Genomic DNA, 25,365 nt, shown 5'->3' on the forward strand with positions numbered 1-25,365 from the left:
CCCCCCCGCCGGCGGGCGCGGGGACGGCCGCCCGCCACTTTTTCTCTGGCGAAACGATAGTCTTATTTAGTTTCCTGCGAGAAATTCATCCATCGCCCGATTGACCGCATCGGGCGCATCCCATGGCACGAAGTGGCCGCAATCGGGGACGTGGACGATTGTCGCATTCGGAACCAGTTCCTCCATCCCGTCGAGATTGCACGGCGGCAGCGCAACATCGTCGAGCGCCCAGATGACAAGCGTCGGAATGTCGAGTTTGGGAAACGGCGGCGCAGGCGACTCGGCATAGGGCTCGTCCATCGCGGGCACATTGATCGTCGAACCGCGATACCAGTTGATCATCGCGCGGCAGGTGTCGCGATCCTCCCAATCCTTGAGCAGCCGGGCGATCTCGTCGGGGGGCTGGACGCCGCCGCTCGGCACGCGTCCGGCAAAGGCATGGGCGAGGATGCCCGCGATACCATGCTCCTCGATGATCGTATCGCTCGCCGGGTCGCGGAAGGTGCGGATATATTGGCTCGCCGCGCGCTGGTCGGCGTTCGTCGCCAGAAGGCGCTGGAAAATAGCGGGATGCGGCGCATTCGCGATCACCGCACGGGTGACCCGCCCCGCCCACGCCGGATGCAGCCCGCCCGGCTGGCCGCCGAGCGCGACACCCCAAGCGATCGCCCCGCCCCAATCGTGGCCGACGACCGTGAACTCGCCGACGCCGAGCGCATCGGCGAGCGCGAAGATGTCGGCGATCAGCTTGTCCGGGGTGTAGGATTCGGCGTCCTGCGGCTTCGACGAGCCGCGATAGCCGCGCTGGTCGGGCGCGATGCAGCGAAAGCGATCCGCGAAATGCGGCAGCTGATAGCGCCAGGTGCGGTGCGATTCGGGAAAGCCGTGGAGGAACATCAGCACCGGCGCGTCACGCGGCCCCATGTCGACGACGTCAAGTTCGACTCCGGTCGAAAGCTTCACGCGCTGTTGTTCGAAATCGCCGATCATCGACATGGCTCTCCAGGCTCCTTTGGTTTCGTTTCAAAACCAATCTGGCGGGGATTGAGAGCGGTGGCAAGTGGGCACGCCTTGGCATGTGCATGGCCGGCGGGACGGAGGATCATCCGCTTTGGGGTAGGAAGAAGCCGCCTTCTTCCTTTCGTCATCCCGGACTTGATCCGGGATCCATCAGCGCGACGGTAGCTGTGGACCCCGGATCAAGTCCGGGGTGACGAGTCATATATTATCTGCCTTCGGCCGAAAGCGGACCTCTAAGGATAACTTACCGTCTTCGGCACTTCGGGAATCGGGATGAACTCTTCGCTGTCGCCGGGGACGAGCGGGAATTTGCGCTCTTTCCAGTCGTGCTTCGCCTGGTTGATGCGGTCGCGGCTGGAGCTCACGAAATTCCAGAACACATGGCGCGGCGTCTTGAACGCCTCGCCGCCGAGCAGCATCACGCGCGCATCACTTGTCGCGCGGAGCGTCATCGCCTGTCCGGGTTTCAATATATAGAGGCTGTAACGGTCGAGCCCCTCGCCATCGAGGCTCGCGTCGCCCAAGGCCACCAGCACGGCGCGCTCGTCGGCCTCGGCATCGATCGGGATCGTCCCGCCGGCGTTCATCAAGATGTCGGCGTAGATCGTCGCCGCGTGCTGGGTGATCGGCGAGGTCGCGCCCCACAGGCTGCCCATGATGACGCGCGCCGACACATTGCCGTCCTCGATCAGCGGCAGATCGTCCTTTGCGACATGCTCGAACGCCGCGTCGATCTCTTCCTTGCCGTCGGGCAGCGCGAGCCAGGTCTGCATTCCCGAGATGCCCGATCCGGTCGCGCGCTCGGCGGCGGGCGTGCGCTCCGAATGGACGATGCCGCTGCCCGCGGTCATCAGGTTGCACGCGCCGGGTCGGATCGTCGCGAAGGTGCCGATGCTGTCGCGATGGTCGATCGCGCCTTCGAACAAATAGGTGACCGTCGCGAGATTGATATGCGGATGCGGCCGCACGTCCATGCCGCGGCCGATGTCGAAATGCGCCGGGCCGAACTGGTCGACGAAGATGAAGGGGCCGACCATCGTCCGCGCCTTGTTCGGCAGCGTGCGGCGCACTTCGAAGGCACCGAGATCGTGAGTCGAGGGAGTGATGATGTCGAACATCAATCGAGCCTTTCCAGTGTTTTCTTGGTCTTTTCGGTTTCGACATTGCCCGTGTTCAGCGTCGAGTTTGGTTCGAGGAGGAGCACCTGGCATTCGCCGTCCAGCGCCTCGGGGCAATGTTCGGTGCCGTGCGGCACGATGATGAATTCGCCGGGTTCCACGATCACATCGCGATCGCGAAAACCCATCTTCATCCGCCCCGCGACGACGAGGAACAATTCATCCTCGGCGTCATGATGATGCCAGTCGAATTTGCCGGCGAACTTCACCAGCTTGACCTGAAAATTGTTGATGTCGCCCGCGACGCGCGGGTTCCAGTGATCGTGGAAGGTTGCGAAGGCTTCGGCGAGGTTCACCTTGTCCGGCATCGTCATTCTCCCGGTGCGGTCGCCTTGATCGCGAGCGCGTGGACGCGCTGTCCCGGCATATCCCCGAGCGCCTTGTTCACCGCGCGCTGGCGTGCGACGCGGTTCTGGCCGGCGAAGCCCGCCCACTCGATCGTCAGGCTGAAATGCGACTCGCCGCTGCCGTCGTCGCCCATATGGCCGTGATGACTGGCGCTGTCGTTGTTCAGGATGAAATTGGCGTCGGGAAAGGCTGCGGTGAGCAGGCTTTCCATCTCTTGCTGTGCGGGGCCTTTGTTGCTCATGGGGTTGACCATAAGCGCTTCGTCGCCAAATTATAAGACCTCCAACGCCTCTCGAAAGCCTGTTGTGCCCTCTTCTGCACGCCCTTCCCGTTTTCATGGCCGCGTCCCCCGCGAAGAGCCATGCGTCGCGCCGGGATGCGGCGAACCCGGCGAGTTCCGCGCGCCGATGGCATGGACGCGCTCGCCCGACGGTCCGCCGCAATATCGCTGGCTGTGCCTCGACCATGTGCGCGAATTCAACGCAGGCTATAATTTTTTCGAAGGCATGAGCGCCGACCAGATCATGGAAGCGCAGTCGCCGACCGCGGGCTGGGAAACCGAAAGCCGCACCTTCCGTTCCGCCGGCAGTGCCGACCTGCCGCCGCGCTGGGCCGATTTCAGGGATCCGATCGACGCGCTGGGCGCGCGGTTCCGCCAGCGGATGGACGAGGCGCGGCGCGAAGCGGCGAATCCCGGCCTGTCGCGCGAGGAGCATGCCGCGATGCAATTGCTCGCGCTGCCCGCCGGCGCCGACCGCGCGGCGCTGCGGCGGCGCTACAGCGAGCTGGTCCGCAAATATCATCCCGACCGGAATGGCGGCGATCGCAGTTTCGAAGCAAGGCTGGGTGAGGTAGTCCAGGCGTATCAATTGCTGAGGAAGACGAAGGCTTTCGCATAGGGAGACGCACAATGACCGACCTCGACGAAGCACGGATCGAAGTGGTGCGCCGGCACATGGCGCTCGAGATCACGCACGATTGGGACGGCGTCCTCGCGACCTTCGACCACCCGCGATACGAATTGATGGGGCCCGGCACGATCTTCGATGGCGAAGCGGCGGTACGGTCCTATTTCGCCACGTCGCGCGAACCCTTTCCCGATCAGGCGAACGAGGTCATCGCGATCGCCGCCGATGCGGGCACGAACACGGTGCTCGTCGAATTCTGGCTGACCGGCACGCATCTCGGCCCGCTGAAGCTTGGCCTCAGGACGGTCGAGCCGACGGGCAAGGCGTTTCGCATTCGTATGGCCGCAAGCTTCGAATTCGCGGCGGGCAGCGACAAGATCGTCTGCGAGCGTCCCTATTATGACCAGTCGGCGGTGATGAAGGCGCTTGGTTTGTTCTGAAAAGGCGTTGCAAGCCGCAACCCATGACGATACCGCGCTGGCGAAGCGCCGTTCGGCGGCGACTCTCCCCGTTTGCCTTGCTGGATCTTTGCCATGACCGATATCCCGAACAGCCTCCCCGACCACCACGGCTCGACGCTCCTTTCGGCGCCCGATGTCGAGGTCGATGCACGCGAGGTTTTCGGGGTCGATGTGGAGATGAAGGTTCCGGCGTTCAGCGAGGCCGACGAGCGCGTCCCCGACCTCGACCCGGCCTATGTCTTCGACGGCGACACGACGCTCGCGATCCTTGCGGGTTTCAAATATAACCGCCGCGTGATGGTGCAGGGCTATCATGGCACCGGCAAGTCGACGCATATCGAACAGGTTGCGGCGCGGCTGAAATGGCCGTGCATCCGCGTCAACCTCGACGCGCACATCAGCCGTATCGACCTCGTCGGCCGCGACGCGATCGTGCTGCGCGACGGCCAGCAGGTCACCGAATTTCGCGAGGGCCTGCTCCCTTGGGCGCTGCAGACCCCGACCGCGCTCGTCTTTGACGAATATGACGCGGGCCGCCCCGACGTGATGTTCGTGATCCAGCGCGTGCTCGAGACCGAGGGCAAGCTGACCCTGCTCGACCAGAACCGCGTGATCCGCCCGAACCCGCATTTCCGCCTGTTCTCGACCGCGAACACCGTCGGGCTCGGCGATACAAGCGGGCTGTATCACGGGACGCAGCAGATCAACCAGGGCCAGATGGACCGCTGGAACATCGTCGTCACGCTGAACTATCTGCCTGCGGCGACCGAAAGTGCGATCATCCTCGCCAAGGTGCCGAACACCGACGAGACGACCGTCGCCAATATGGTCAAGGTCGCCGATTTGACACGCCAGGGCTTTATCGGCGGCGACATTTCGACCGTGATGAGCCCGCGCACCGTGATCAGCTGGGCGCAGAACACCGCGATCTTCAACAATATCGGCTTCGCCTTCCGCCTGACCTTCCTCAACAAGTGCGACGAGGCCGAGCGGATGATCGTCGCCGAATATTATCAGCGCGTGTTCGGCGAGGATCTGCCCGAGAGCGTGGTCGGCAAGTAAGCGACCCGAGCGCCGGCGCGTCTGCCGGATCGATTTCTCGCTTCCAAAGCCCGCCATCCTCTGCCAGCGTCGGCTAATGTGTCAGGCTTTTCAAGGATGAATCCGCCGTGCGAATGATACGCCTGTCGGTCGCCCTCCTCCTTGTTCCGCTGTCGGGGTGCAGCATCGCGGCGGTCGATTATGGCAAGATCCGCCACGCCGACTATGTCGCCGACCCGCGCTGCACCGCGCAGCCGGGCGCGATGATCGACGGCGAGGCGCTGCCCTATTTCTTCGCGACAAGCCGCCTCCCCGATTGCCGAACGCCCGAGATCGAGCTGCTCCGCCATCGTGGAGACCATGTCCGGTACGGTCGTTTCAACGCACCGCGCGAGGTGATTGTCGGCAAGAAGAAGAAACTGATCGCACCGCTCGCCTTCCAGACGTCGGCCGACTGGTGGCGCGCGCTGCAGGCCGAGACCGATCGCAAGCAGGGCCGCGTGCTGCTCTATATCCACGGTTACCGCGAGAATTTTTCGACGACCTCGAAAGATGCGGCGCAGATCGCGCGCATGACGGGATTCGACGGGCCGATCATCGAATATAGCTGGCCGTCGCAGGGCAAGGTCCTGAGCTATGTCGTCGACGAGACAAACATGTATCACGACGTCCGCAATTTCCGCGATTTCCTGAAGACGCTTGCCGAACAGACATGGGTCAAGGAGATCGTGATCGTCTCGCACTCGCTCGGCGCGCGCCTGGTGATCCCGGCGATTTCCTATGTCGACCGCACGTCGAGCAGCGCCGACAGCAGCAATATCTCGAACATCATTCTCGCCTCGCCCGACATCGACCGCGAGACGTTCGAGCGCGATATCGAGGAAGAGGCATTGTCGGCGCGGCGCGTCGCCAACAATCGCCGAATGACCGTCTATACGTCGCGCGCCGACAAGGCGCTCGCCGCCTCGCGCGCGCTCCACGGCTATCCGCGGCTCGGTTCCCCCTATTGCTTCGATCCGTTCGAAGCCGCCGAGCTGAAAGCCAAGGGATTGCCCGAGCGTTGCTACCCCGCCACGCGCCCGGGGCTGACCGTCATCGACACGACCGATGTTTCACGCGGATCGACAGGGCACAGCAATTTCCTGCGCAGCGCGGTTGCATGCTGGGACTTCATCGATGTCGTCGCGAACAAGCGCGCGCGTCCCGAGCGCGTCGCGACGCAATGGGCGCATGTGTTCCGGTTGCTTCCCGATCCGGCGGTGCCGAAGGGTGGCGACGATGCGATCTGCCACCGCACACCCGAAGTCGAAGAGCCGCAGTAGGGCTTTAGAAGCCGCACATGATCGCGAAATTGGTGAGCCAGACCACCGGCCCCTCGCCCGTCCACAGCCAGAGACCGCCGACGGCAATCAGGGCGAACAACGCGAGCGCGATCCAGTCCTGCCGCGCTATCTTCACACCGGTTGCAGCCGTTTGACCGGCGCGTCGGCGATCGGCAGGTGGACGAGCCCCGCGAACAGCCCGAGCGCAATCGAGAATCCCCACGCGATATTATAGCTGCCCGTCGCGTCGAAGATCAGCCCCGCCATCCACGCACCGAAGAAGCTGCCCACCTGATGGCTGAGGAACACGATGCCATAGAGCATCGAAAGGTGGCGAACGCCGAAGACGCGCCCGACGATGCCGCTGGTGAGCGGCACGGTCCCGAGCCACAGGAAACCCATCGCGCCGGCGAAAACGAGCGCGCTTGCATGGCTGAGGGGAACGAAAAGGAAGAGCGCGATCACCGCCGAACGCGCGGTGTAGAGCGCCGACAGCACATATTTCTGACGCAGCAGATCGCCGGCGCGGCCGAAGACATACGAACCGAGGATGTTGAACAGCCCGACGAGCGCAAGCACCTGCGCACCGATCTCGATCCCCAGCCCCTTGTCGTCGAGGTAGGCGGGCAAATGCGTCGCGATGAAGGCGATGTGGAAGCCGCAGACGAAGAAACCCGCATTGAGCAGCCAGTAACCGCGGTGGACCGCGGCTTCGCGCAGCGCTTCACGCGCACTCTGTTCTTCGGCCGCGAGCGTTCCGGGTGTGTCGGCGCGGCCGGAAACGCCAATCGCGAGCAATCCGCACAGCGCGACGAGCCCCGCCATGATCCACAAGGTCTGATGATAGCCGATATTGCCGAGCAGCATCGAGGCGAGCGGCACGACGAGGAACTGGCCGAGCGAGCCGCCCGCGGTGACGATACCAAAGGCGCTGCTGCGCTTTTCGGGGCTGACAACGCGGCCGACCGCGCCGAGCACGACGACGAAGGTCGTCGCCGACTGCGCCATGCCGATGAGCAAGCCAAAGCTGATATGCAGCCCGATCGCGTCGGTCGCGAACGCCGCGCCGATCAGTCCGAGCGCATAGAGCAGCGCCCCGCCGAGTACGACGCGCCCCGCGCCATGCTTGTCGGCAAGCGCGCCGACGAAGGGCTGGACCAGCCCGAACAGCAGGTTCTGGAGCGCCATCGCAAGCCCGAAGTCGGAGCGACTGATGCCGATATCGACGCTCATCTGCGGCAGGAACAGACCGAACGACTGGCGCACGCCCATCGCGAGCGTGACGATGAAGGCCGCGCAGGCGATGACGATCCAAGGGCTTTTCATGGGGGAGGACATATGCCGCGGATGCTCCAGCGGCCGGTTCGGGTCAAGCGAGCATAGCTATATTCCCACCAGACAAAAAGGCGGGTAGCGAAGCGAGGCCCTCCCCCTTGATGGGGGAGGCAGCGAGACTTGCGAACTTGTTCGCTAGTCGCAGCGGTAGGGGTGTGGTTGCGCCATGAAACGAACGCCGCCGGATGGCTCGACCCTGCGGGCGCGCAAGTTGCGTGCCGAAATGACCGACGCCGAGCGGAAAGTCTGGACGCTGTTGCGCACCGCCTTTCCCGATTGGCGTTTTCGCCGCCAAGTGCCGATCCGCCAATATATCGCCGATTTCGCCAGCCATCGCGCGCGGCTGGCAATCGAAATCGACGGCGGACAGCATAATGAGGAAATTGACACGCCGCGCGCGGCGATCATCGAAGCCGACGGTTATCGCGTAATCCGGTTCTGGAACAATGACGTGCTTTCGAATATCGATGGTGTCGCTACACTTTTGGCGAAAGCTTTGACCGAGAGTTCACCCCCACCCAACCCTCCCCCATCAAGTGGGAGGGCTTTAGAAGACCGCACCGCACCATGACGACCCAATCTCCCCTCGACGATTTCAAGGCCGCGCTGTCGAGCGTCGCGCGCGCGGTGACCCGCGATGCCGAGGTCGAAGTCGGCTTTACCGCCGACGCCCCGGCGCAGATCGGCAAGGCGATCAAGGTTCCGACGCCGTCGCGCACCCTGCCCGCCGATCAGGTCGCCGAGGCACGGGGATTCGCCGACAGCTATGCGCTGCGCATGAAGCATCACAGCGAGAAACTGCACGCCGCGGCGCGCCCCGCCGAACCGATCGCCGCCGCCGCGTTCGACGCGATGGAGCGCGCGCGCATTGAAGCGCTCGGCGCGCGCCACATGAACGGCATGCGCGGTAATCTCGCCGCCAGCCTCGCGATGCGGATGCGCAGCGACCCGATCAGCCGCGCGCAAGGACGCGAGGACGTACCGATTTCGAGCGCGCTCGAACTGATGCTGCGCGAGGCGCTGACCGGCGACCGGGCGCCGCAGGGAACCGAGACCGGGCTGTCGCTGGTGCGCGAATGGATCACCAACGAGGCCGGCGGCGACCTGACCGCGCTGTCGATGCTGCTCGACGATCAGGTCGCCTTTGCCGAGACCGCGAAACTGGCGCTCCGCCACCTCGACCTCATCCAGAGCGACGAGCCGCTGGAAGAAGGCGCCGAAGACGGCGGCGAGCAGGACGAGAGCGAAGCCGAGGACTCGCCGGAAGAGCAGGAAAGCGAAGACGGCGGCGCCGGTGAATCGCAGGTCGATGCGCGCGCCGAAATGGCGGGCGATCAGGCGGACGATGGCGACAGCGACCCCGACGCGCAGGAAATGGAAGCCGACGGCGAACCCGAAATGGGCGGCGAAGGCGATGAGGGCATGCTGCCGGTGCGCCCCAACCGCCTGCCGAGCGACATCCCCGATTTCAACTATCTGCGCTTCACCGAAAAGCATGACGAGATCATCCTCGCGACCGAACTGTGCGATGCCGACGAGCTGACGCGGCTGCGCGCCTATCTCGACACGCAGATGCAGCATTTGCAGGGCGCGGTGACCAAACTTGCCAACCGGCTGCAGCGCCGGTTGATGGCGCAGCAGAACCGCGCGTGGGATTTCGATCAGGAGGAAGGCCAGCTCGACGCCGCGCGGCTCGCGCGCGTCATCGTCTCGCCCGGCCAGTCGCTCAGCTACAAGATCGAGCGCGATACCGATTTCCGCGATACCGTCGTCACCTTGCTGATCGACAATTCGGGATCGATGCGCGGGCGGCCGATCAGCATTGCCGCGATCAGCGCCGACATCCTCGCGCGCACGCTCGAGCGCTGCGGCGTGAAGACCGAAATCCTCGGCTTCACGACGCGGACGTGGAAGGGCGGGCAGAGCCGCGAGGACTGGCTCGCCGCGGGGCGACCCGCGCATCCCGGCCGCCTCAATGACCTCCGCCACATCATCTACAAGCCCGCCGACGAACCCTATCGCCGCGCGCGCAAGTCGCTCGGGCTGATGATGCGCGAGGGGCTGCTGAAGGAAAATATCGACGGCGAGGCGCTGACATGGGCACACAGCCGCATCATCGGCCGCCCCGAAGAACGCAAGATCTTGATGGTAATCAGCGACGGTGCGCCGGTCGACGACAGCACGCTGTCGGTCAATCACGGCGCCTATCTCGACCAGCATCTGCGTCAGGTGATCGAATGGATCGAGAACCGCTCGCCGGTCGAACTGTGCGCGATCGGCATCGGGCACGACGTGACGCGTTATTACAGCCGCGCGGTGACGATCATGGACGCCGAGCAGCTGGGTGGGACGATGGTCGAACAGCTCGCGGGATTGTTCGACATCGATTGACGGCCGCAAAAAGGGGAACGGCAATGCCGCTCCCCTCACTGTTTCGTTATGCGGACGCCTATTTCGTCTTGCCGGTCCACGCCTCGGGATCGAACCCTTCGAGCGTGTCGCCCTTGGTCCCGGCCGCGATTTCCTCGGCGGTCAGGAATTTGATCGCGACACCGCCAGCCTTGGTGTTGCCCCAGCTTAGCGCGGTGATGTGGCTGTCGCCATATTTGGCACCGATCACGGCGTCCGCACCCAGCTTTTCGCCGCGTTCCCAGATTTCGTCATAGATTTTCTTCTGCGACGGCTCTTTGCTGAAAATCGTCGCCTTGCGCACGCCGGCGGTGACCACACCGACGATCTTGTACGGCTTGTCGGTGATGTCATAGGGGAAAACGGGCACACCCATTTCTTCGTTGACCATCACATGCGCGACGTCCTTTTTCTTCGCCATCGCGGGCGTCGAAATCACCATTGCGGCGATACTCACCGCCGCCAGAATCTGTGCGTATTTCATCGTCTGCTCCCCCTGATTAACTCGCAACAATTCCCTCTCCTTTTCAGCCGGGTCAACAAGATTCTGGCTTGGCAACTTCGCCTATTCATGGCCTATCTGATGCGGGGTTGCAGGGGGCAGATAATGGCATTGATATTTGGCGCGGCAGTGGCCGCTTTACTTGCGGCATCGTCACAATCCGCGGCCGCCGTCGAAACGAACCCGCCGACTGAGGCCGTCCCGGCGAGCGCCGTCGAGCCCGCAATCGCTCCGCTCGTCCTGAAACGCGACACGCCCGTTCATTTCATGGTGGTGTCGGAGGTGACGACAAAGACCCACACCCAGGGACATCGGTTCAGGCTGCGCGTCGACAAGCCGGTCTTTGTCGACGGCGTCCTGGCGCTGCCTGTCGGTACGATCGCGTGGGGCGAAGTGCTCGCCGCGAAGAAGAGCGGCAACGCCGGCAAGTCGGGATCGCTGGAAGCGCGGCTGCTCTATGTCGATGTCGAGGGGTATCGCGTGCCGATCAGCGGCAACAACGAGGCCAAGGGCGCGGGCGGCGGCGCCGAGACCGCGCTCGGCATTATAGCGCTGGGGCCGCTCGGCCTGCTCGCCAAGGGCAATAACGCGAAGATCAAGGCCGGCGAACTGATGACCGGCTTTGTCGAGCAGGACACTGCAATCCCGCGCCCGAAATCCGCCGCGCCGTGACAACGGGTCGCACCCTGCTGGTCGCGATCGGACTGGCGCTGGCCAGCCCGGCCACGGCGGAAGAGCCCGCAGCAGCAGCCGTACCGGCGCGCCTGCTGGTGCCGTCGGGCACGCTGATCGATCTTGTCACCCGCGACGCCATCTCGACGAAGAAGAATGAAAAAGGCGATCTTCTCTATCTGAAGGTCGCGGCGCCCGTGGTCGTCGAGGGCGTGACCGCGATCCCCGCCGACACCGTCGTCGTCGCCCAGCTGACGCGGGCCGAAAAGCGCGGCGCCTTTGGGCGGTCGGGCAAGCTCGACGTGCAATTGCTCTATGCCGAAATGCCCGGCGGACCGCTGCGGGTGAGCGGCACGATCGAAGCGCGCGGCAAAAAAGACGCAGGCGACACTGCGGCGACCGCCGCCGCTTTCCTTGCCCTGCCCTTCCTCCCGACGGGGCGGAGCGCCGAAATCGCCGCCGGAGCCGAAGTTTCAGGGCGCCTCGACCGCGATCTATGGATCGACCGGCGCTGACCGGGCGCGGCCCCCGGCGCGCAGGGTGACAACCCCTTTGCCCCTCGTTACAAACCCTTCCGATGCAGCAGGGACTCGCGGCCTATGACGAGCGCCGCTGCAACGACATTTGTGCTGAAGGGTCGCCGGCATGACTTGGGGCCGCACCGATGGGGTGCGAGGCTGAGGGGGCGACTGTAGCATGAAAAAAGCATCCGACCTGTTCATCGAGTGCCTGGAAGAAGAAGGCGTCGAATATATTTTTGGCGTTCCGGGTGAAGAGAATCTGGATTTCCTCGACAGCCTGTCGCGATCGACCAAGATCCAGCTGATCCTGACGCGGCACGAACAGGGCGCGGGCTTCATGGCCGCCACCTACGGACGCCACACCGGCAAGACCGGCGTCTGCCTTGCCACGCTCGGCCCCGGCGCGACGAACTTCGTCACCGCGGCCGCCTATGCGCAATTGGGCGGCATGCCGATGATGATGATCACCGGGCAAAAGCCGATCAAGAAATCCAAACAAGGACGTTTCCAGATCCTCGACGTCGTCGCGATGATGGGGCCGATTACCAAATATACGCACCAGATGGCGTCGTCGGACAATATCCCGAGCCGGGTGCGCGAAGCCTTTCGCCTCGCCGAGGAGGAAAAGCCCGGCGCGGTGCATATCGAGCTGCCCGAGGACATCGCCGACGAACATACCGACAGCCTGCCGCTGAAGCGCAGCCACTCGCGCCGGCCGACCGCCGACGTCAAATCGATCCGCGAGGCGGTGAAGGCGCTCGAAAATGCGACTTCGCCCGTGCTCGTGATCGGCGCGGGCGCGAACCGGACGATGACCGGCCGGATGCTGCTGCAGTTCATCGAGAAAACCGGGATCCCGTTCCTGACCACGCAGCTCGGCAAGGGCGTGATCGACGAGCGGCATCCGAAATTCCTCGGTTGCGCGGCGCTGTCATCGGGCGATTTCGTCCACCGCGCGGTCGAGGCGTCGGACTGCATCGTGAACCTCGGCCATGATGTGATCGAAAAGCCCCCCTTCTTCATGCAGCGCGGTGGCCCGACCGTCATCCATGTGTCGAGCAAGACCGCCGAAGTCGATCCGGTCTATTTCCCCGACATCGAGGTCATCGGCGACATCGCCAACGCCGTGTGGCAGATGAAGGAAGACATTGTCCCCAATGGAAGCTGGAAGTTCGATCACCTGCTCGCCTATCGCCAGGCCGAGGTCGAACATACCACCCCGCTCGCCGAGGATGCGCGCTTCCCGATCTTCCCGCCCTATGCGGTTCAGCAGATCCGCGAGGCGATGCCCGACGACGGAATCATCTGTCTCGACAACGGCGTGTACAAAATCTGGTTCGCGCGCGGCTACACCGCCTATCGCCCGAACACGGTGCTGCTGGACAATGCGCTCGCGACGATGGGCGCGGGGCTGCCCAGCGCGATGATGTCGGCGATGGTCTATCCGGGGCGCAAGGTCATGGCGATCTGCGGCGACGGCGGCTTCATGATGAACAGCCAGGAGATGGAGACCGCGGTCCGCCTGGAGCTCAACATCACGGTGCTGATTTTGAACGACAACAGTTACGGCATGATCCGCTGGAAACAGGCGAACATGGGCTTCAAGGATTGGGGGCTGACCTATGGCAACCCCGATTTCGTCAAATATGCCGAGGCCTATGGCGCGCACGGTCACCGGGTCGAAAGCGCGGCGCATCTGAAGGAATTGCTGGCGCATACGCTGAGCACGCCGGGGGTGCATCTGATCGACTGTCCGGTCGATTATTCCGAGAATGACCAGATTTTGAACAATGACATCAAGAGATTGTCGAAGGATCTGTAAGAAAACCGAGCTGCTGTTTGTTTCTTGTCATCCCCGCGAAAGCGGGGACCCAGGAGCGAAATGGAACCGACCTATCACGTCTACATCCTCGCCAGCGGACGCAACGGCACGCTTTATACCAGGGTAACGGGAGATTTGGCGGCCCGTTGCAGCCAGCATCGCAATGGACAAGGATCGCAGTTCACCGAACGCTATGGCGTCATCGCTTGGTCCATGCCGAAGCCTTCGCTGACGTCAGCGAGGCGATCGCACGGGAAAAGGCGATCAAGAAATGGCGCCGGGCGTGGAAACTGGAATTGATCGAACAGGGCAATCCGCAATGGCTCGACCTATATGATCGGCTCAACGGTTGATTGCGCAACTCCTGGGTCCCCGCTTTCGCGGGGATGACATTGTTGGAGAATGATTGTGAAGTTGAAAGACGTCTACCCGCTCTATCTCAACAACAAGGCGGTGCAGCCGAACACCGACCTCGAGGTGATCGACAAGTTCACCGGCGAAGTCGCGTTCCGCACCGCGCTTGCGACCCCGGACATCATCGACGAGGCGATCGCGGGCGCCGTCCGCGCCGCCGAGCCGATGGCGCGGCTCGCGAGTTTCGAGAAGCGCGACGTGCTCACCCATTGCGTCGGGCGCTTTCAGGAGCGGTTCGACGAGCTGGCCTATGCCTTGTGCGTCGAGGCGGGCAAGCCGATCGCCGACAGCGAGGGCGAAGTCAGCCGCCTGATCGATACCTTTCGCATCGCCGCCGAGGAAGCGACGCGCAATTATGGCGAGGTCCAGCCGCTCGACGTTTCGGCGCGCGCCAAGGGTTATATGGGGATGTGGAAGCGCGTGCCGATCGGTCCGTGCAGCTTCATCTCGCCATTCAACTTCCCGCTCAACCTCGCGGCGCACAAGATCGCGCCCGCGATCGCGATGGGGTGTCCGTTCGTGATGAAACCCGCGTCGCTGACGCCATTGGGCGCGATCATCATGGGCGAGGTGCTCGCCGAATGCGACATATTGCCCGAGGGTGCGTTCAGCATCTTGCCCGCGACCCGCGCGGGCGCCGACCTGTTCACCACCGACGAGCGGCTGAAACTGCTGTCGTTCACCGGATCGCCGGGCGTCGGATGGGATCTGAAAAGCAAGGCGGGCAAGAAAAAGGTCGTGCTCGAACTCGGCGGCAACGCTGCGGTCGTCGTCGACAAGGACGCCGACCTCGACCATGCGCTCGCGCGCATCATCTTCGGCGGCTATTACCAGTCGGGGCAAAGCTGCATCCATGTGCAGCGCGTGATCATCCATGCGGAGATCTACGACAAATTCCGCGACATGCTCACCGCGAAGGTCAAGACGCTGAAATCGGGCGATCCCAAGCTGCGCGACACCTTCATCGGCCCGATGATTTCGGTCAAGGAAGCGCAGCGGCTGAAGGGCTGGATCGACGACGCGGTGACCGCGGGCGCGACCTTGCTCGCGGGTGGGGGTTGTGCGGGGAATATGATGGAGGCGACGCTGCTGGAGGATGTCCCCGGCGACACCGATGTCGTGCGCGAGGAAGCGTTCGGGCCGGTCGTCATCCTGTCGAGATTCACCGAGTGGGAAGCCGCGCTGGCCGAAGTCAACGACAGCAAATTCGGACTGCAAGCCGGGCTGTTCACGCGCGACATCCACAAGATCCTCGACGCATGGGATCATCTCGACGTCGGCGGCATTGTCGTCAACGACGTGTCCTCCTATCGCGTCGACAATATGCCCTATGGCGGGGTGAAGGACAGCGGGCTGGGGCGCGAAGGCGTTCGGTTCGCGATGGAAGATATGAGCGAAATCAGGAACCTGGTGATCCGGCGAACCTGATTGGATCATGGTTAACCGTATATGTGTCAAATAGGCAACGTCACACAACCGTCCCCGAACTTTCTTCAAACTGTCGCGGCTTTGATTCGCACGCTGTAACAAAACTCCTGTCTAGGCCGTGGGCAGCCAGAGGCTGCTTACGGAGTGTGACATGGCCACGATTTCGACCCTGCCCATCCCCGCGCGTTTTCCCGACCCGTTCACCAGCGACCCGCATATCCCCGAACGCGTGATCGGCGAGCGGCGGAGCTATCGCACGGTATGGGTCAGCGATATTCACCTCGGCACACGCGGGTGCAACGCCGCGATGCTGATCGACTTCTTCGACCATGTCGATTGCGAGACGCTCTACCTCGTCGGCGACATCATCGACGGCTGGCGGCTCAAGAAGCGCCATTTCTGGCCGCCCGAGCATAATGACGTCGTCTGGCGCGTGCTGAAGCGCGCGAAGCGCGGCACCCGCGTCGTCTATGTCCCCGGCAATCATGACGAGATGTGCAAGCCGTTCGACGGTTTCGATTTCGGCGGGGTCGAGATCCGCCGCGAGGCGGTCCACGAAACCGCCGACGGGCGCAAATTGCTCGTCGTCCATGGCGACGAATTCGACGCCGTGATGCTGGCGCACCGTTGGCTCGCCTTCGTCGGCGACGCCGCCTACACCGCGCTGATGAAGTGCAATGTGGTCGTGAACCGCATCCGCAGCGCATTCGGCCTGCCCTATTGGTCGCTGTCGATGGTCGCCAAGCACAAGGTCAAGAACGCCGTCCAGTTCATCGGCCGCTACGAAGAAGTCGTCGCCCACGCGGCACGCTCGCGCGGGGTCGACGGCGTCGTGTGCGGGCATATCCACAGCGCCGAGATGCGCGAGATCGAGGGCACCGAATATTATAACGATGGCGACTGGGTCGAAGGCTGCACTGCGCTGGTCGAACATCACGACGGCACTATGGAAATCCTGCACTGGGCCGAAGAGGTCGCAAGCCGTGTCGCGCCTACGCCGCTGGAACTGCCCGCCCCGGCCCGTGCAGCGTAAGGATATTGCCCGCATGCGGATAATAATCGTCACCGACGCGTGGGAGCCGCAGGTCAACGGCGTCGTCCGCACATTGCAGGCGACGGTCGCCGAACTGCGCGCCGCGGGGCATGAGGTCGGGATCGTTTCGCCCGACCTGTTCCGCTCCTTCCCCTGCCCCTCCTATCCCGAAATCCGGCTCGCGCTGGCGGGCCGGCGCAAGGTCGCGCGGCATATTCGCGCCTTCGCACCGCAGGCGATCCATATCTCGACCGAAGGGCCGCTCGGCATGGCAGCGCGGCGCTGGTGCCTGAAGAATAAATTCCCCTTCACCACCGCCTATCACACGCGCTTTCCCGAATATGTCGCGGCGCGGCTGCCGGTCTCGCCCACCTTTGTCTGGCGCTTCATCCGCTGGTTCCACCGCCCGGCGCGGCACATCATGGTCGCGACGCGCAGCCTGGCGCGCGAACTCGCCGACCAGGGGCTGGGTCAGACGATGATGTGGGAACGCGGGGTCGACCACGACCTGTTCCGCCCCGATCGCGCGCCGCATCCGGCCTATGAAAAGCTGGCGCGGCCGATCCAGCTTTACGTCGGCCGCGTGGCGGTCGAAAAGAACATCGGCGCCTTTCTGGCGACCGACCGGCCGGGCACGAAAGTCATCGTCGGCGAAGGGCCCGCGCTCGCCGACCTCAGAGCGCAGCATCCGGACGCGCTGTTCCTCGGCAAGCTTGGCGGCGAAGCACTGGCCTCGGCCTATGCGGGCGCCGACGTCTTCGTCTTTCCCAGCCGCACCGACACCTTCGGCCTCGTCATCATCGAGGCCATGAGCTGCGGCACACCCGTCGCCGCCTATCCCGTGCCGGGTCCGGGCGACATCGTGACGGGCGGCGCCGGCGCGCTCAACGAGGATCTTGGCCGCGCGATCGACATGGCGCTCGCGTGCAGCCGTGCCGACGCCGAAGCGCTGGGTGCACGGTACAACTGGACGAGCTGCACCGCGCAGTTCGCAAAAGCGCTGACCTTTGTCCCATCGGAACCGCCGCGCGAAGCCATCGCCGGCGCGCGGCTCGCCGCCTAGAAGGTCTTGCGCCACTCCAGTTCGATATAGCGGCCAAGCGGGTCGATATAGCCCGGCTGGTAGTTGAGCGGCACACGGCCGTTCGCGTCGGTGATCTTGCGCTGGGCGTCGAAGATATTGTCGACCGCAAGACGCAGGCGCGATCCCTTGAGGAATGGCAGCTTCTCGGTCAGCTTCGCCTTCTGGTTCAGGTCGACGAAGAAGCGCAGATTGAAGGTCGCGAGGTCGCCGAACTTCAGATCGCCCGCGGTGCCGCCCGTCACCGTACTGCCGCTGTCATATTTGGCGCTGAGCCGCACGCCCATGCCCTTGTTGAACAGCCCGCCGTCGAGCTCGAACAGATGACGGTTGCTGCCGCCGCCGCTGCCCGTCGCCGAGCCATTGAGCAGGTCGAGTTCGGGAACGCCCGGACGGATCAGGACTTTATCGGTCAGTTTGATCGTGTGGTAGAGCGATACCTGCCAACGCCCGCCCTGCGGACCACCGAACATGCCGCCGGGGCCGCCGCCACCGCGGCCGCCCATGCGCGGGCCGCCACCGCCGCCCCTACGCTGACGGCCTGCACCGTCGCCCCGTCCGCCGCCTTCGCGCGCGCCTGCGCCGTCGGGACGTCCACCACCGGGACCGCGCGCACCGGGACCGCGCTCTTGCTGCTGGCCAAAACTCTTGCCAAAGTTGAGGCCCCAGCGGATCTGCGAATTTTCGGACTGGTCGAAATTGACCGGCCGCTGGTCGAGCGCGATCAGCACGCCATTTTCGTCGCGCGTGACGCGATCGGGAAAAGCGGCTTCGATCTCGGGCGTGAGTAACGGGAACGAGTTGGCCGTGTCGTTGCTCTTGTTCCGGTTGTAGTTGACCGAGAAATTCAGCCCCTCGACCATCGGCGGCGACCAGTTGAGGCCGAGTTTCAGGTCGCGGCGCGTTTCGGCGAGCAGGAAGGGATTGCCCCCCGTCGTTGTCGTGATCTGCACCGTCTGCCCGGTCGAAAAGTCGTAATAGGTAACTGCGGGGGTTACCAACGGCGCGGCACCGAGTTGCTGGATGCCGGGCGCCGCCTCGTCCTGGTTGAAGCTCGCGATCAGCGAGAGATTGTCGGTGACGCCCCAGTTGAGGTTCGCGCCCCAGCTTTTGAGCGCATCAAAGTCGCTGGGATTCTGCACCTGTCCGCTCAGCGTCAGCGAGACGCGGCCGATATTGCCGACCTCATATTCGGGGTCGAGCAGCGGCACCGTCAGCGAGCCGAACACACCCGGCAGGTCGCGCGCAAGGTAGGTGTTCGTGATGGCGTTCGCATTGTCCGACTGGCTGTCGAAACGCAGACCCGAATAGCTGCCGGTCATCGACAGGCGGATCGGCCCCGCCCAGCCGTCGGTCACCGTGCCCGACAGATTGGCGTTGCCGCCGAACGTCTGCTGGCTGCTCTCGAAGCGGTCGCGGGTGCCGCTGATGCGGTCGGTGAAAGTGAGTTGATCGGCGTCGGCATAATTGCCCGACACCGACCAGCGCCAGTCGCCGAGCATACCGTTGACGCTGGCGGTGGTGGTGAGATTGCGGCTGCGGCTGTCGCGTTCGAGCGGATCGTCGACACCGCCGACGCCGGGACCGAGCAGCGACAGGCTGTCGGTCTGGTCGAAGCGCACATTGACCGACGCGTCGGTGAGCTTGTTCAGGCTGCGCTGGATCGTGGCGTCGACCGAATATTCGTCCGACGCGCCGAGCAGGCTGCGTGCCGCAGCGCTCGCGGCCAGGGCTTGGCCAGCCTCGTCGGAAGCATAATCGAGGTTCCGCTCGCTTTCGAGCAGCATCGATTTATGTTCCCAGCCGGCGTTGACGTTGAGGCGTCCATTTTCGCCGATCATCAGGAAGCTCGGCTGAATCTCGCTCTGGAAGCGCCCGCCCTGCGTCGGGATGCCGCCCTCTCCCTCGATCGCGACCTGACGGAAATTGGGTTTGAGCACCATGTTGACGACGCGCTCGTCGGCCGAATAGCCATATTGCAGCGCGACTTCCTCGGGGAAGACCTCGACCTTGGCGATCGCTTCGGGGGGCAGGTTGCGCACTTCGCCGAAGCCGCCGATGCGGCGGCCGTTGACGAGAATGATCGGCCGCCCGCCACCGCGCCCACGCCCCGAACGCGTCTGGGGGGCGAGCGCGTCGAGCAGTTCGGAGACGTTCGACACGCCATAGCTCGCGATCGCCGCCTCATCGAGTTCGGCCTCGGCCTTGATGTCGGTGTCGAGCTGACCCGCGAGGCGCGGCGCGGTGACGACGATCTCGTCGTCGCTGTAATCGTCATAAGCGTCCTCGACCGTTTCGGGCGCAGCTGCGGCGGGCTCGGCGGGCTGTTCGGCCACGGCGGCAGCCGCGGGCGGGCCGATCGGCGCTTCGGCCATCGCCGGCAGCGCGAACGAAGCCCCGGCCGCCAGCAAGGCAGCGCGTGCGGAAATGGGAAGGCGGATGCTATTCATTGGAGGGAGAGCCTTTGTTTCTTTTCTGTCTTCGTGTTTTATTTGCATGCCAGCGCTTAACGCCCGCTGACGCCGCGCTTTGTTCGCGGTTCATCTATGTCGCGCAATTGTCGCAACAATGTGTCGAGGCCATGCCGGTTCGACGGGCCGTCCATATCGACCGCTGGACAGCATGAGCCTTCGCCCTTATCGGCCACCCATGCCGACTCCAGTCTCTTCCGCTCCGTCCAAAGCCGATATTGGCGAATCCATCCTGATCGTCGATTTCGGCAGCCAGGTGACCCAGCTCATCGCCCGCCGCGTCCGCGAAGCCGGCGTCTATAGCGAGATCGCGCCGTTCAACAGCGCCGCCGAGGCGTTCGAACGGATGCAGCCCAAAGGGGTGATCTTCTCGGGCGGCCCGGCCTCGGTCACCGATGAAGGCAGTCCTCGCGCGCCGCAGGTCATTATCGACAGCGGGCTGCCGATCCTTGCAATCTGTTACGGCCAGCAGACTTTGTGCGTCCAGTTGGGCGGCACGGTCGAAGGCGGCCACGCCGCGGAGTTTGGGCGCGCCGACGTCGAAATCCTGAAAGCGAGCCCTCTGTTCGACGGCTTTTGGGAAGTGGGCAGCAAATATCCGGTGTGGATGAGCCATGGCGACCGCGTCACCGAGGCACCCGAGGGGTTCGAGATTGTCGGCACCTCGCCCAATGCGCCGTTCGCGATCTGCGTCAACGAGACGAAGCGCTATTACACGACGATGTTTCACCCCGAGGTGGTTCATACCCCCGACGGGGCAAAGCTTTTGTCCAATTTCGTCCACAAGATCTGCGGGCTCGCCGGCGACTGGACGATGGCTGAATTCCGCGCCAACAAGATTGCCGACATCCGCGCCCAGGTCGGCGACCAGCGCGTGCTCTGCGGCCTGTCGGGCGGGGTCGACAGCGCGGTTGCCGCGGTGCTGCTCCACGAAGCCATCGGGCATCAACTGACCTGCGTGTTCGTCGATCATGGCCTGCTCCGCCTCAACGAACGCGAACAGGTCGAGCGCCTGTTCCGCGACCATTATAATATCCCGCTGGTCGTCGTCGATGCCGAGGAACGCTTCATGACGGGGCTGGCCGGCGTTTCCGATCCCGAAGCCAAGCGCAAGTTCATCGGCAAGACCTTCATCGATGTCTTCGACGAAGAAGCCAAAAAACTGGGCGGCGCCGATTTCCTCGCACAGGGCACGCTATATCCCGACGTGATCGAGAGCGTCAGCTTCACCGGCGGACCGAGCGTGACGATCAAGAGTCACCACAATGTCGGCGGCTTGCCCGAACGCATGAAAATGGCGCTCGTCGAACCGCTGCGCGAACTGTTCAAGGACGAAGTCCGCCTGCTCGGCAAGGAACTCGGCCTCCCCGACGTCTTCGTCGGTCGCCACCCTTTCCCCGGCCCCGGTCTCGCGATCCGCATTCCGGGCGAAGTGACGAAGGCAAGCTGCGACATATTGCGCAAGGCCGACGCCATCTATCTCGAGGAAATCCGGAACGCCGGCCTCTATGACGAGATCTGGCAGGCATTTGCGGTGCTCCTTCCCGTCCGCACAGTCGGGGTGATGGGCGACTACCGCACCTACGACCAGGTTTGCGCGCTGCGTGCGGTGACCTCGACCGATGGCATGACCGCCGACATCTATCCCTTCGACGCGAGCTTCCTCAGCCGCTGCGCGACGCGCATCATCAACGAGGTGCAGGGCATCAACCGCGTGGTGTACGACTATACGTCGAAACCGCCGGGCACGATCGAGTGGGAATAGGGGCATGGCGGCCGTCCAAGTAGACCCCGACAAGGTTCACGAATTTGTGGACATGGACGGTTTCTATGACTGGCTGGCCGCGCATCACGCCACCGAACGCGAGGTGTGGATCAAGATCCACAAGGTCAAGTCGGGCCTCGCGTCGATCACCGCCGAACAGGCGATCCATGCGGCGCTGTGCTGGGGATGGATCGACGCCATCCGCAAATCCTTCGACGAAAAAAGCTTCCTCCAACGCTATACGTCGCGCGCCCCGAAAAGCGTCTGGAGCCAGATCAACATCGACAATGTCGCGCGGCTGACCGCCGAGGGTCGGATGACCGGGCATGGGCTGAAACAGGTCGAGGCCGCGAAGGCCGATGGCCGCTGGGATCGTGCCTATCGCGTCAAGGGATCGGAAATTCCGGGCGACCTGCAGGCGGCGATCGATCCCGAACCCGAGGCCAAGGCCATGCTGGAAAAGCTCACCGCGCAGAACCGCTTCGCGCTGATCTTTCGCCTGGGTAATATCAAGACCGACGTCGGCCGGAAAAAGAAGATTGTCGACCTTGTCGCGATGCTGAAGCGCGGCGAGACTTTTCACCCCCAAAAAGCGAAGTGACGCCGCCGCGAGGCGGTCTCAGCCGTCGCCCGCGGTGACGATAGTGTCGTCGGCATCGACCCCGCCCGCCGACGCATCCCACCAGTCGCCGAGCGCATCGATCAGCGGCACGAGCCGTTCGCCGTCGGGGGTCAGATCATACTCGACCCGCCGGGGATAGCCCTCGAACTCGGTACGCTGGACGATCCCGGCATCCTCGAGCTTGCGCAGTTCGAGCGTCAGCATCTTGTGCGAAATCGTCGGATTGTCGCGGCGCAGGTCGCCGAAGCGTTTTGTCCCGTCGCTGAGATAATAGATCAGCAGCGTCGGCCAGCGGCCGCTCAGCACCTGCATCACTTCCTCGATCGGACAGCGCGAAACCAGATTTTTCATCAATGCCTCATGGTTACAAAAAGGTGCGTAATTTACGCGCGGACGGCGCGCCCTATATCTGGTTTCGCTGCGCAGCTCCCCCTCAAGAAGATGGAGTAATACATTGGAACCGATCCTTATCTATGGCTTCCCGCTGGGAAGTTCCATGGGCCTTGTCGCGGCCCTCGAATGGCTGGGCAAACCTTATCGCCTGTGCCGCGTCGACATGCTCGGCGAAATGCGCGAGCCGACCTATGCCCGTATCAACGCACGGCACGAGACGCCTGCGCTGGTTACGGACCAGGGCGCGTCGCTGACCGAGACGATGGCGATCGCCCACTGGCTCGCGGGGCGCGACGACGAACGGCGGATCAGCCCCGATCCGCTGTCGCCCGAGGGCGACCGGATGCGGCAGGTCATGGCGTTCATCAACACCGGCTTCACGGGGGCTTTTACCCCGCTTTGGGTCGCACTCGAAATGGACCCGCCGCGCCCCGCCCTGCAAGCGTCGCTCCGCGAATGGGGCAAGGAAGCGGTGATCGGACGCCACGACCGGCTGGAAGAAATGGTCGGCGACGGTCCCTATCTGGTCGGCGACCGGCCGACGCTGGCCGATGCGCTGTTCATCGGGGTCGCGCGCTGGCTGGAGTTTCACGAGGTCGCCGAGCCCGTTCGCTGGCCAAAGCTCGCGGCGCTGCGCGCAAGGCTGGAGGCCGATCCGGGCGTCGCCTATGCCACCGCGCTCGAAAGCGGCGAGACGGCGCCGGGGGGCGGCCTCTGCCTCGGCCATATCCCGCTCGCCGAAGTGATCGAGCGTTACGGTGCCTGATGGGGCGGATGCGCGGCGCGGCGCCGCCGCGCACCGCTTCCCCGCTTGCGAGATTGTGAGTGCCCGCCACCTTTGATAGCAAGGCGCCATGGACAGGATCGAAACCGAAGCGTCGGGCGGCTGCCAGTGCGGCGCAGTGCGCTATCATGTCACCGCGGTGCTCGACAGCTCGCACATCTGTCATTGCCGGATGTGCCAGAAGGCGGCGGGCAATTTCTTCATCGCACTGATCGGCGTGCCGCGTGATGCGATCACATGGACGCGCGGCGCGCCCGCTACCTTCAACAGTTCGGACAAGGCGGCGCGCGGTTTCTGCCGCGACTGCGGGACGCCGCTCACTTATGACTATGCCGGGAGCAAGCATGTCAACCTGACGACCGGGTCGTTCGACGATCCGTCGGCGTTCCCGCCGCAAGTCCAGTTCGGGATCGAAGGCCAGCTGTCGCTGTTCGAGGATCTGCCGATCAAGGCCGAGGGCACCACCGAAGACGTGATGAGCAACCTTGTCGGCGCGATCAAGGCGAGCAACCACCAGCATCCGGACCACGACACCGACCGCTGGCCTGCCTGATCCCTAAGCCCGGAGCGCGCCGATCGCCGCGCTGGGCGTGAGGCCGAAGGTTTCGCGAAAGACGCGCGACAGATGTGCGGTGTCGGCAAAGCCGGCGTCCATCGCCGCGGTGCGAACGAGCGCGCCCTGCTTCATCTGCTGCGCGGCAAATTGCATCGCCGACCAGCGCTTGAATTCGCGAAAGCCCTGTCCGGTCGCCGCCCTGAAGTGGCGCAACGCCCGCGTGCGTTCCATGCCGAGCCGCTGCGCCAGCTCGTCCTGCGGCATGCGCCGCATCGGGTCGGCGTAAATCGCGCGCACGGCATCGGCGACGCACAGCAACGGCGGGGCCGCAGCGGCGGTCAACCGCCCGCGCAGTTCGTCGGCGGCATCGGCCGCGCCATCCAGCACCGCGCCCGCCAATTCGGCCAGCTTCCCGTCCAGCGCGCGCGCCAGCGGAACGTCGAACGGAAAGGCGAGACCATCGAGATAGAGGATGTCGGCGCCGCGCGCGGGCAAGGCGATGCCATGCACGACGCCGGGGCGGATCAGCAGCATGTCGCCCTCGACCGCCACCCCGTCCAGCGTCAGCCGCAGCGGGCCGCCGCGCCCCATCAATATCCCGGTGACCGGGTTGGCGTGCGGCGCAAGCGAGGCGACGTCAACCGGCAGCAGCGAATTCCGGAAAGGGGAGAGCGGCTCGGACATCGCTGGGATTATCTGCCGGTCGGGCGCCGGGCGCAAGCGCCGCGCTAACGCTCGATCCCGGCGCGCACGAAGGCACCGTACATCTCGCGCCCGTTCGGATAGACGTCCTTGCGTACCACTTCGCCCGCATCGTTCAGGGTGACGACGTCGAGCATCCCGACGCGCGCGGTGAAAGGCGCGCCGCCCGGTTCGGTCAGCGCGAGCAGCATCGTCCATTCGAACACCCAATGATCGTCGTCGTAGAGCCGCCGTCCCATTTCCTGCGAGAAATCGAAGGTCGCGAACAATTGCCGGCAATGTTCGCGCAGCCGTTCGCGCCCCGTCACGGGTTCGGTGCCGTCGTGGAGCGCGAAGACCGTGTCCTGCGAATGGAGCGAGGCGATCAGGTCGGGATCCTTCGTTTCCCAGCCGACATGATAACGGTCGAACAGGGCGGCAACGGAAAGGGGGCGTTCGATTTGTGCGGTGGCGGCCATATGCTTTCTCCCATGCTGTCACGGGGAAGATTAGCGGGCCGGTTGGCGAACGCGTTGAACAAACGTGCGCCAATTTTCGCTGGCGCGCGGCCCTCCATCTGATAGCCCTGTCCCCGGGC

At 64.2% G+C, this 25,365-nt stretch carries 28 protein-coding genes; 17 read left to right on the forward strand and 11 right to left on the reverse strand.

Annotated features, from left to right (window positions below; translation table 11 throughout):
- Positions 1–66 precede the first annotated feature (66 nt).
- From ACREBX_RS11660 to ACREBX_RS11675, 4 genes are all read right to left on the reverse strand, one after another.
- On the reverse strand, positions 67–990 hold the full coding sequence (locus ACREBX_RS11660) for an alpha/beta fold hydrolase (RefSeq protein ID WP_431561948.1): 924 nt from the start codon (positions 988–990) through the stop codon (positions 67–69).
- A gap of 263 nt (positions 991–1,253) precedes the next feature.
- On the reverse strand, positions 1,254–2,138 hold the full coding sequence (locus ACREBX_RS11665) for a pirin family protein (protein WP_431561912.1): 885 nt from the start codon (positions 2,136–2,138) through the stop codon (positions 1,254–1,256).
- Positions 2,138–2,512: a cupin domain-containing protein gene (locus ACREBX_RS11670; protein WP_431561913.1), complete on the reverse strand. Its 375-nt coding sequence runs from the start codon at positions 2,510–2,512 to the stop codon at positions 2,138–2,140. The genes ACREBX_RS11665 and ACREBX_RS11670 overlap by 1 nt, the downstream gene beginning before the upstream one ends.
- The gene (locus ACREBX_RS11675) at positions 2,509–2,787 is read right to left on the reverse strand and encodes a BolA family protein (RefSeq protein ID WP_431561914.1); all 279 of its coding nucleotides are present in this window, start codon (positions 2,785–2,787) and stop codon (positions 2,509–2,511) included. The genes ACREBX_RS11670 and ACREBX_RS11675 overlap by 4 nt, the downstream gene beginning before the upstream one ends.
- Positions 2,788–2,953: 166 nt before the next feature.
- On the opposite strand from ACREBX_RS11675, the gene ACREBX_RS11680 reads away from it, so the two are divergent.
- From ACREBX_RS11680 to ACREBX_RS11695, 4 genes are all read left to right on the forward strand, one after another.
- Entirely contained in the window at positions 2,954–3,445 is a 492-nt protein-coding gene (locus ACREBX_RS11680; protein ID WP_431561915.1) for a J domain-containing protein, read from the forward strand.
- 11 nt (positions 3,446–3,456) lie between these two features.
- Positions 3,457–3,894, forward strand: a complete 438-nt coding sequence (locus ACREBX_RS11685; protein ID WP_431561916.1) for an ester cyclase — start codon at positions 3,457–3,459, stop codon at positions 3,892–3,894.
- A gap of 93 nt (positions 3,895–3,987) precedes the next feature.
- Positions 3,988–4,977: a cobaltochelatase subunit CobS gene (gene cobS / locus ACREBX_RS11690; protein ID WP_431561917.1), complete on the forward strand. Its 990-nt coding sequence runs from the start codon at positions 3,988–3,990 to the stop codon at positions 4,975–4,977.
- 113 nt (positions 4,978–5,090) lie between these two features.
- The gene (locus tag ACREBX_RS11695) at positions 5,091–6,278 is read left to right on the forward strand and encodes an alpha/beta hydrolase (RefSeq protein WP_431561949.1); all 1,188 of its coding nucleotides are present in this window, start codon (positions 5,091–5,093) and stop codon (positions 6,276–6,278) included.
- Between the two features lie 4 nt (positions 6,279–6,282).
- Here the strand turns inward: ACREBX_RS11695 and ACREBX_RS11700 are convergent, their stop codons facing one another.
- Both ACREBX_RS11700 and ACREBX_RS11705 read right to left on the reverse strand, forming a co-directional pair.
- Positions 6,283–6,414 carry a hypothetical protein gene (locus ACREBX_RS11700; RefSeq protein WP_431561918.1) on the reverse strand — a complete coding sequence of 44 codons (132 nt, stop codon included), beginning with the start codon at positions 6,412–6,414 and terminating at the stop codon, positions 6,283–6,285.
- Positions 6,411–7,604 (reverse strand): MFS transporter, encoded by a 1,194-nt coding sequence (locus ACREBX_RS11705; RefSeq protein WP_431561919.1) that lies wholly within the window; start codon positions 7,602–7,604, stop codon positions 6,411–6,413. The genes ACREBX_RS11700 and ACREBX_RS11705 overlap by 4 nt, the downstream gene beginning before the upstream one ends.
- A 175-nt stretch (positions 7,605–7,779) precedes the next feature.
- Between ACREBX_RS11705 and ACREBX_RS11710 the strand changes: the two genes are divergently transcribed.
- Together ACREBX_RS11710 and cobT are read left to right on the forward strand one after the other, a co-directional pair.
- On the forward strand, positions 7,780–8,184 hold the full coding sequence (locus ACREBX_RS11710) for an endonuclease domain-containing protein (RefSeq protein WP_431561920.1): 405 nt from the start codon (positions 7,780–7,782) through the stop codon (positions 8,182–8,184).
- Positions 8,181–10,004, forward strand: coding sequence for a cobaltochelatase subunit CobT (cobT, locus tag ACREBX_RS11715; protein ID WP_431561921.1), 1,824 nt, complete (start codon positions 8,181–8,183; stop codon positions 10,002–10,004). The genes ACREBX_RS11710 and cobT overlap by 4 nt, the downstream gene beginning before the upstream one ends.
- Positions 10,005–10,062: 58 nt before the next feature.
- Here cobT and ACREBX_RS11720 read toward each other — a convergent pair whose 3' ends face one another.
- Positions 10,063–10,506 (reverse strand): hypothetical protein, encoded by a 444-nt coding sequence (locus ACREBX_RS11720; protein ID WP_431561922.1) that lies wholly within the window; start codon positions 10,504–10,506, stop codon positions 10,063–10,065.
- A 123-nt stretch (positions 10,507–10,629) separates the two neighbouring features.
- On the opposite strand from ACREBX_RS11720, the gene ACREBX_RS11725 reads away from it, so the two are divergent.
- From ACREBX_RS11725 to ACREBX_RS11755, 7 genes are all read left to right on the forward strand, one after another.
- Positions 10,630–11,196: a hypothetical protein gene (locus tag ACREBX_RS11725; protein WP_431561923.1), complete on the forward strand. Its 567-nt coding sequence runs from the start codon at positions 10,630–10,632 to the stop codon at positions 11,194–11,196.
- Complete coding sequence (locus tag ACREBX_RS11730) at positions 11,193–11,711, forward strand: hypothetical protein (RefSeq protein ID WP_431561924.1); 519 nt, start codon at positions 11,193–11,195, stop codon at positions 11,709–11,711. The genes ACREBX_RS11725 and ACREBX_RS11730 overlap by 4 nt, the downstream gene beginning before the upstream one ends.
- Positions 11,712–11,892: 181 nt before the next feature.
- Complete coding sequence (locus ACREBX_RS11735; RefSeq protein WP_431561925.1) at positions 11,893–13,539, forward strand: acetolactate synthase large subunit; 1,647 nt, start codon at positions 11,893–11,895, stop codon at positions 13,537–13,539.
- Positions 13,540–13,745: 206 nt separating this feature from the next.
- Complete coding sequence (locus tag ACREBX_RS11740; RefSeq protein ID WP_431561926.1) at positions 13,746–13,892, forward strand: hypothetical protein; 147 nt, start codon at positions 13,746–13,748, stop codon at positions 13,890–13,892.
- Between the two features lie 49 nt (positions 13,893–13,941).
- Positions 13,942–15,381 carry an aldehyde dehydrogenase family protein gene (locus ACREBX_RS11745; protein WP_431561927.1) on the forward strand — a complete coding sequence of 480 codons (1,440 nt, stop codon included), beginning with the start codon at positions 13,942–13,944 and terminating at the stop codon, positions 15,379–15,381.
- 151 nt (positions 15,382–15,532) lie between these two features.
- Entirely contained in the window at positions 15,533–16,414 is an 882-nt protein-coding gene (locus tag ACREBX_RS11750; protein WP_431561928.1) for a UDP-2,3-diacylglucosamine diphosphatase, read from the forward strand.
- Between the two features lie 13 nt (positions 16,415–16,427).
- Positions 16,428–17,477, forward strand: a complete 1,050-nt coding sequence (locus tag ACREBX_RS11755) for a glycosyltransferase family 4 protein (protein ID WP_431561929.1) — start codon at positions 16,428–16,430, stop codon at positions 17,475–17,477.
- Here ACREBX_RS11755 and ACREBX_RS11760 read toward each other — a convergent pair.
- Positions 17,474–19,945: a TonB-dependent receptor plug domain-containing protein gene (locus ACREBX_RS11760; RefSeq protein WP_431561930.1), complete on the reverse strand. Its 2,472-nt coding sequence runs from the start codon at positions 19,943–19,945 to the stop codon at positions 17,474–17,476. The genes ACREBX_RS11755 and ACREBX_RS11760 overlap by 4 nt on opposite strands.
- Before the next feature lie 199 nt (positions 19,946–20,144).
- On the opposite strand from ACREBX_RS11760, the gene guaA reads away from it, so the two are divergent.
- Entirely contained in the window at positions 20,145–21,731 is a 1,587-nt protein-coding gene (gene guaA, locus ACREBX_RS11765; RefSeq protein ID WP_431561931.1) for a glutamine-hydrolyzing GMP synthase, read from the forward strand.
- Positions 21,732–21,735: 4 nt separating this feature from the next.
- Positions 21,736–22,332, forward strand: coding sequence for a YdeI/OmpD-associated family protein (locus ACREBX_RS11770; protein WP_431561932.1), 597 nt, complete (start codon positions 21,736–21,738; stop codon positions 22,330–22,332).
- A gap of 18 nt (positions 22,333–22,350) precedes the next feature.
- Here ACREBX_RS11770 and ACREBX_RS11775 read toward each other — a convergent pair whose 3' ends face one another.
- Complete coding sequence (locus ACREBX_RS11775; protein WP_431561933.1) at positions 22,351–22,704, reverse strand: winged helix-turn-helix transcriptional regulator; 354 nt, start codon at positions 22,702–22,704, stop codon at positions 22,351–22,353.
- A 103-nt stretch (positions 22,705–22,807) separates the two neighbouring features.
- Here ACREBX_RS11775 and ACREBX_RS11780 point away from each other — a divergent pair, with 103 nt between their 5' ends.
- Both ACREBX_RS11780 and ACREBX_RS11785 read left to right on the forward strand, forming a co-directional pair.
- Positions 22,808–23,512, forward strand: coding sequence for a glutathione S-transferase family protein (locus ACREBX_RS11780; protein ID WP_431561934.1), 705 nt, complete (start codon positions 22,808–22,810; stop codon positions 23,510–23,512).
- An 88-nt stretch (positions 23,513–23,600) separates the two neighbouring features.
- On the forward strand, positions 23,601–24,083 hold the full coding sequence (locus ACREBX_RS11785) for a GFA family protein (protein ID WP_431561935.1): 483 nt from the start codon (positions 23,601–23,603) through the stop codon (positions 24,081–24,083).
- A 3-nt stretch (positions 24,084–24,086) separates the two neighbouring features.
- Here the strand turns inward: ACREBX_RS11785 and ACREBX_RS11790 are convergent, their stop codons facing one another.
- Complete coding sequence (locus ACREBX_RS11790) at positions 24,087–24,770, reverse strand: helix-turn-helix transcriptional regulator (protein ID WP_431561936.1); 684 nt, start codon at positions 24,768–24,770, stop codon at positions 24,087–24,089.
- 44 nt (positions 24,771–24,814) lie between these two features.
- Positions 24,815–25,246 (reverse strand): nuclear transport factor 2 family protein, encoded by a 432-nt coding sequence (locus tag ACREBX_RS11795; protein WP_431561937.1) that lies wholly within the window; start codon positions 25,244–25,246, stop codon positions 24,815–24,817.
- Positions 25,247–25,365 lie beyond the last annotated feature (119 nt).

The sequence above is a fragment of the Sphingopyxis sp. genome (genome assembly GCF_050725655.1).
In the GTDB taxonomy this organism is placed as follows: Bacteria; Pseudomonadota; Alphaproteobacteria; order Sphingomonadales; family Sphingomonadaceae; genus Sphingopyxis.

Coding starts and splice junctions, on each gene's coding strand:
- ACREBX_RS11695 (WP_431561949.1), top strand. CDS start 5,091: ATGATACGCCTGTCGGTCGCCCTCCTCCTTGTTCCGCTGTCGGGGTGC.
- ACREBX_RS11760 (WP_431561930.1), bottom strand. CDS start 19,945: ATGAATAGCATCCGCCTTCCCATTTCCGCACGCGCTGCCTTGCTGGCG.
- ACREBX_RS11745 (WP_431561927.1), top strand. CDS start 13,942: ATGATTGTGAAGTTGAAAGACGTCTACCCGCTCTATCTCAACAACAAG.
- ACREBX_RS11660 (WP_431561948.1), bottom strand. CDS start 990: ATGATCGGCGATTTCGAACAACAGCGCGTGAAGCTTTCGACCGGAGTC.
- ACREBX_RS11735 (WP_431561925.1), top strand. CDS start 11,893: ATGAAAAAAGCATCCGACCTGTTCATCGAGTGCCTGGAAGAAGAAGGC.
- ACREBX_RS11775 (WP_431561933.1), bottom strand. CDS start 22,704: ATGAAAAATCTGGTTTCGCGCTGTCCGATCGAGGAAGTGATGCAGGTG.
- ACREBX_RS11790 (WP_431561936.1), bottom strand. CDS start 24,770: ATGTCCGAGCCGCTCTCCCCTTTCCGGAATTCGCTGCTGCCGGTTGAC.
- ACREBX_RS11710 (WP_431561920.1), top strand. CDS start 7,780: ATGAAACGAACGCCGCCGGATGGCTCGACCCTGCGGGCGCGCAAGTTG.
- ACREBX_RS11665 (WP_431561912.1), bottom strand. CDS start 2,138: ATGTTCGACATCATCACTCCCTCGACTCACGATCTCGGTGCCTTCGAA.
- cobS (WP_431561917.1), top strand. CDS start 3,988: ATGACCGATATCCCGAACAGCCTCCCCGACCACCACGGCTCGACGCTC.
- ACREBX_RS11795 (WP_431561937.1), bottom strand. CDS start 25,246: ATGGCCGCCACCGCACAAATCGAACGCCCCCTTTCCGTTGCCGCCCTG.
- ACREBX_RS11675 (WP_431561914.1), bottom strand. CDS start 2,787: ATGAGCAACAAAGGCCCCGCACAGCAAGAGATGGAAAGCCTGCTCACC.
- cobT (WP_431561921.1), top strand. CDS start 8,181: ATGACGACCCAATCTCCCCTCGACGATTTCAAGGCCGCGCTGTCGAGC.
- ACREBX_RS11720 (WP_431561922.1), bottom strand. CDS start 10,506: ATGAAATACGCACAGATTCTGGCGGCGGTGAGTATCGCCGCAATGGTG.
- ACREBX_RS11725 (WP_431561923.1), top strand. CDS start 10,630: ATGGCATTGATATTTGGCGCGGCAGTGGCCGCTTTACTTGCGGCATCG.
- ACREBX_RS11680 (WP_431561915.1), top strand. CDS start 2,954: ATGGCATGGACGCGCTCGCCCGACGGTCCGCCGCAATATCGCTGGCTG.
- ACREBX_RS11785 (WP_431561935.1), top strand. CDS start 23,601: ATGGACAGGATCGAAACCGAAGCGTCGGGCGGCTGCCAGTGCGGCGCA.
- ACREBX_RS11705 (WP_431561919.1), bottom strand. CDS start 7,604: ATGAAAAGCCCTTGGATCGTCATCGCCTGCGCGGCCTTCATCGTCACG.
- ACREBX_RS11755 (WP_431561929.1), top strand. CDS start 16,428: ATGCGGATAATAATCGTCACCGACGCGTGGGAGCCGCAGGTCAACGGC.
- ACREBX_RS11670 (WP_431561913.1), bottom strand. CDS start 2,512: ATGACGATGCCGGACAAGGTGAACCTCGCCGAAGCCTTCGCAACCTTC.
- guaA (WP_431561931.1), top strand. CDS start 20,145: ATGCCGACTCCAGTCTCTTCCGCTCCGTCCAAAGCCGATATTGGCGAA.
- ACREBX_RS11750 (WP_431561928.1), top strand. CDS start 15,533: ATGGCCACGATTTCGACCCTGCCCATCCCCGCGCGTTTTCCCGACCCG.
- ACREBX_RS11770 (WP_431561932.1), top strand. CDS start 21,736: ATGGCGGCCGTCCAAGTAGACCCCGACAAGGTTCACGAATTTGTGGAC.
- ACREBX_RS11685 (WP_431561916.1), top strand. CDS start 3,457: ATGACCGACCTCGACGAAGCACGGATCGAAGTGGTGCGCCGGCACATG.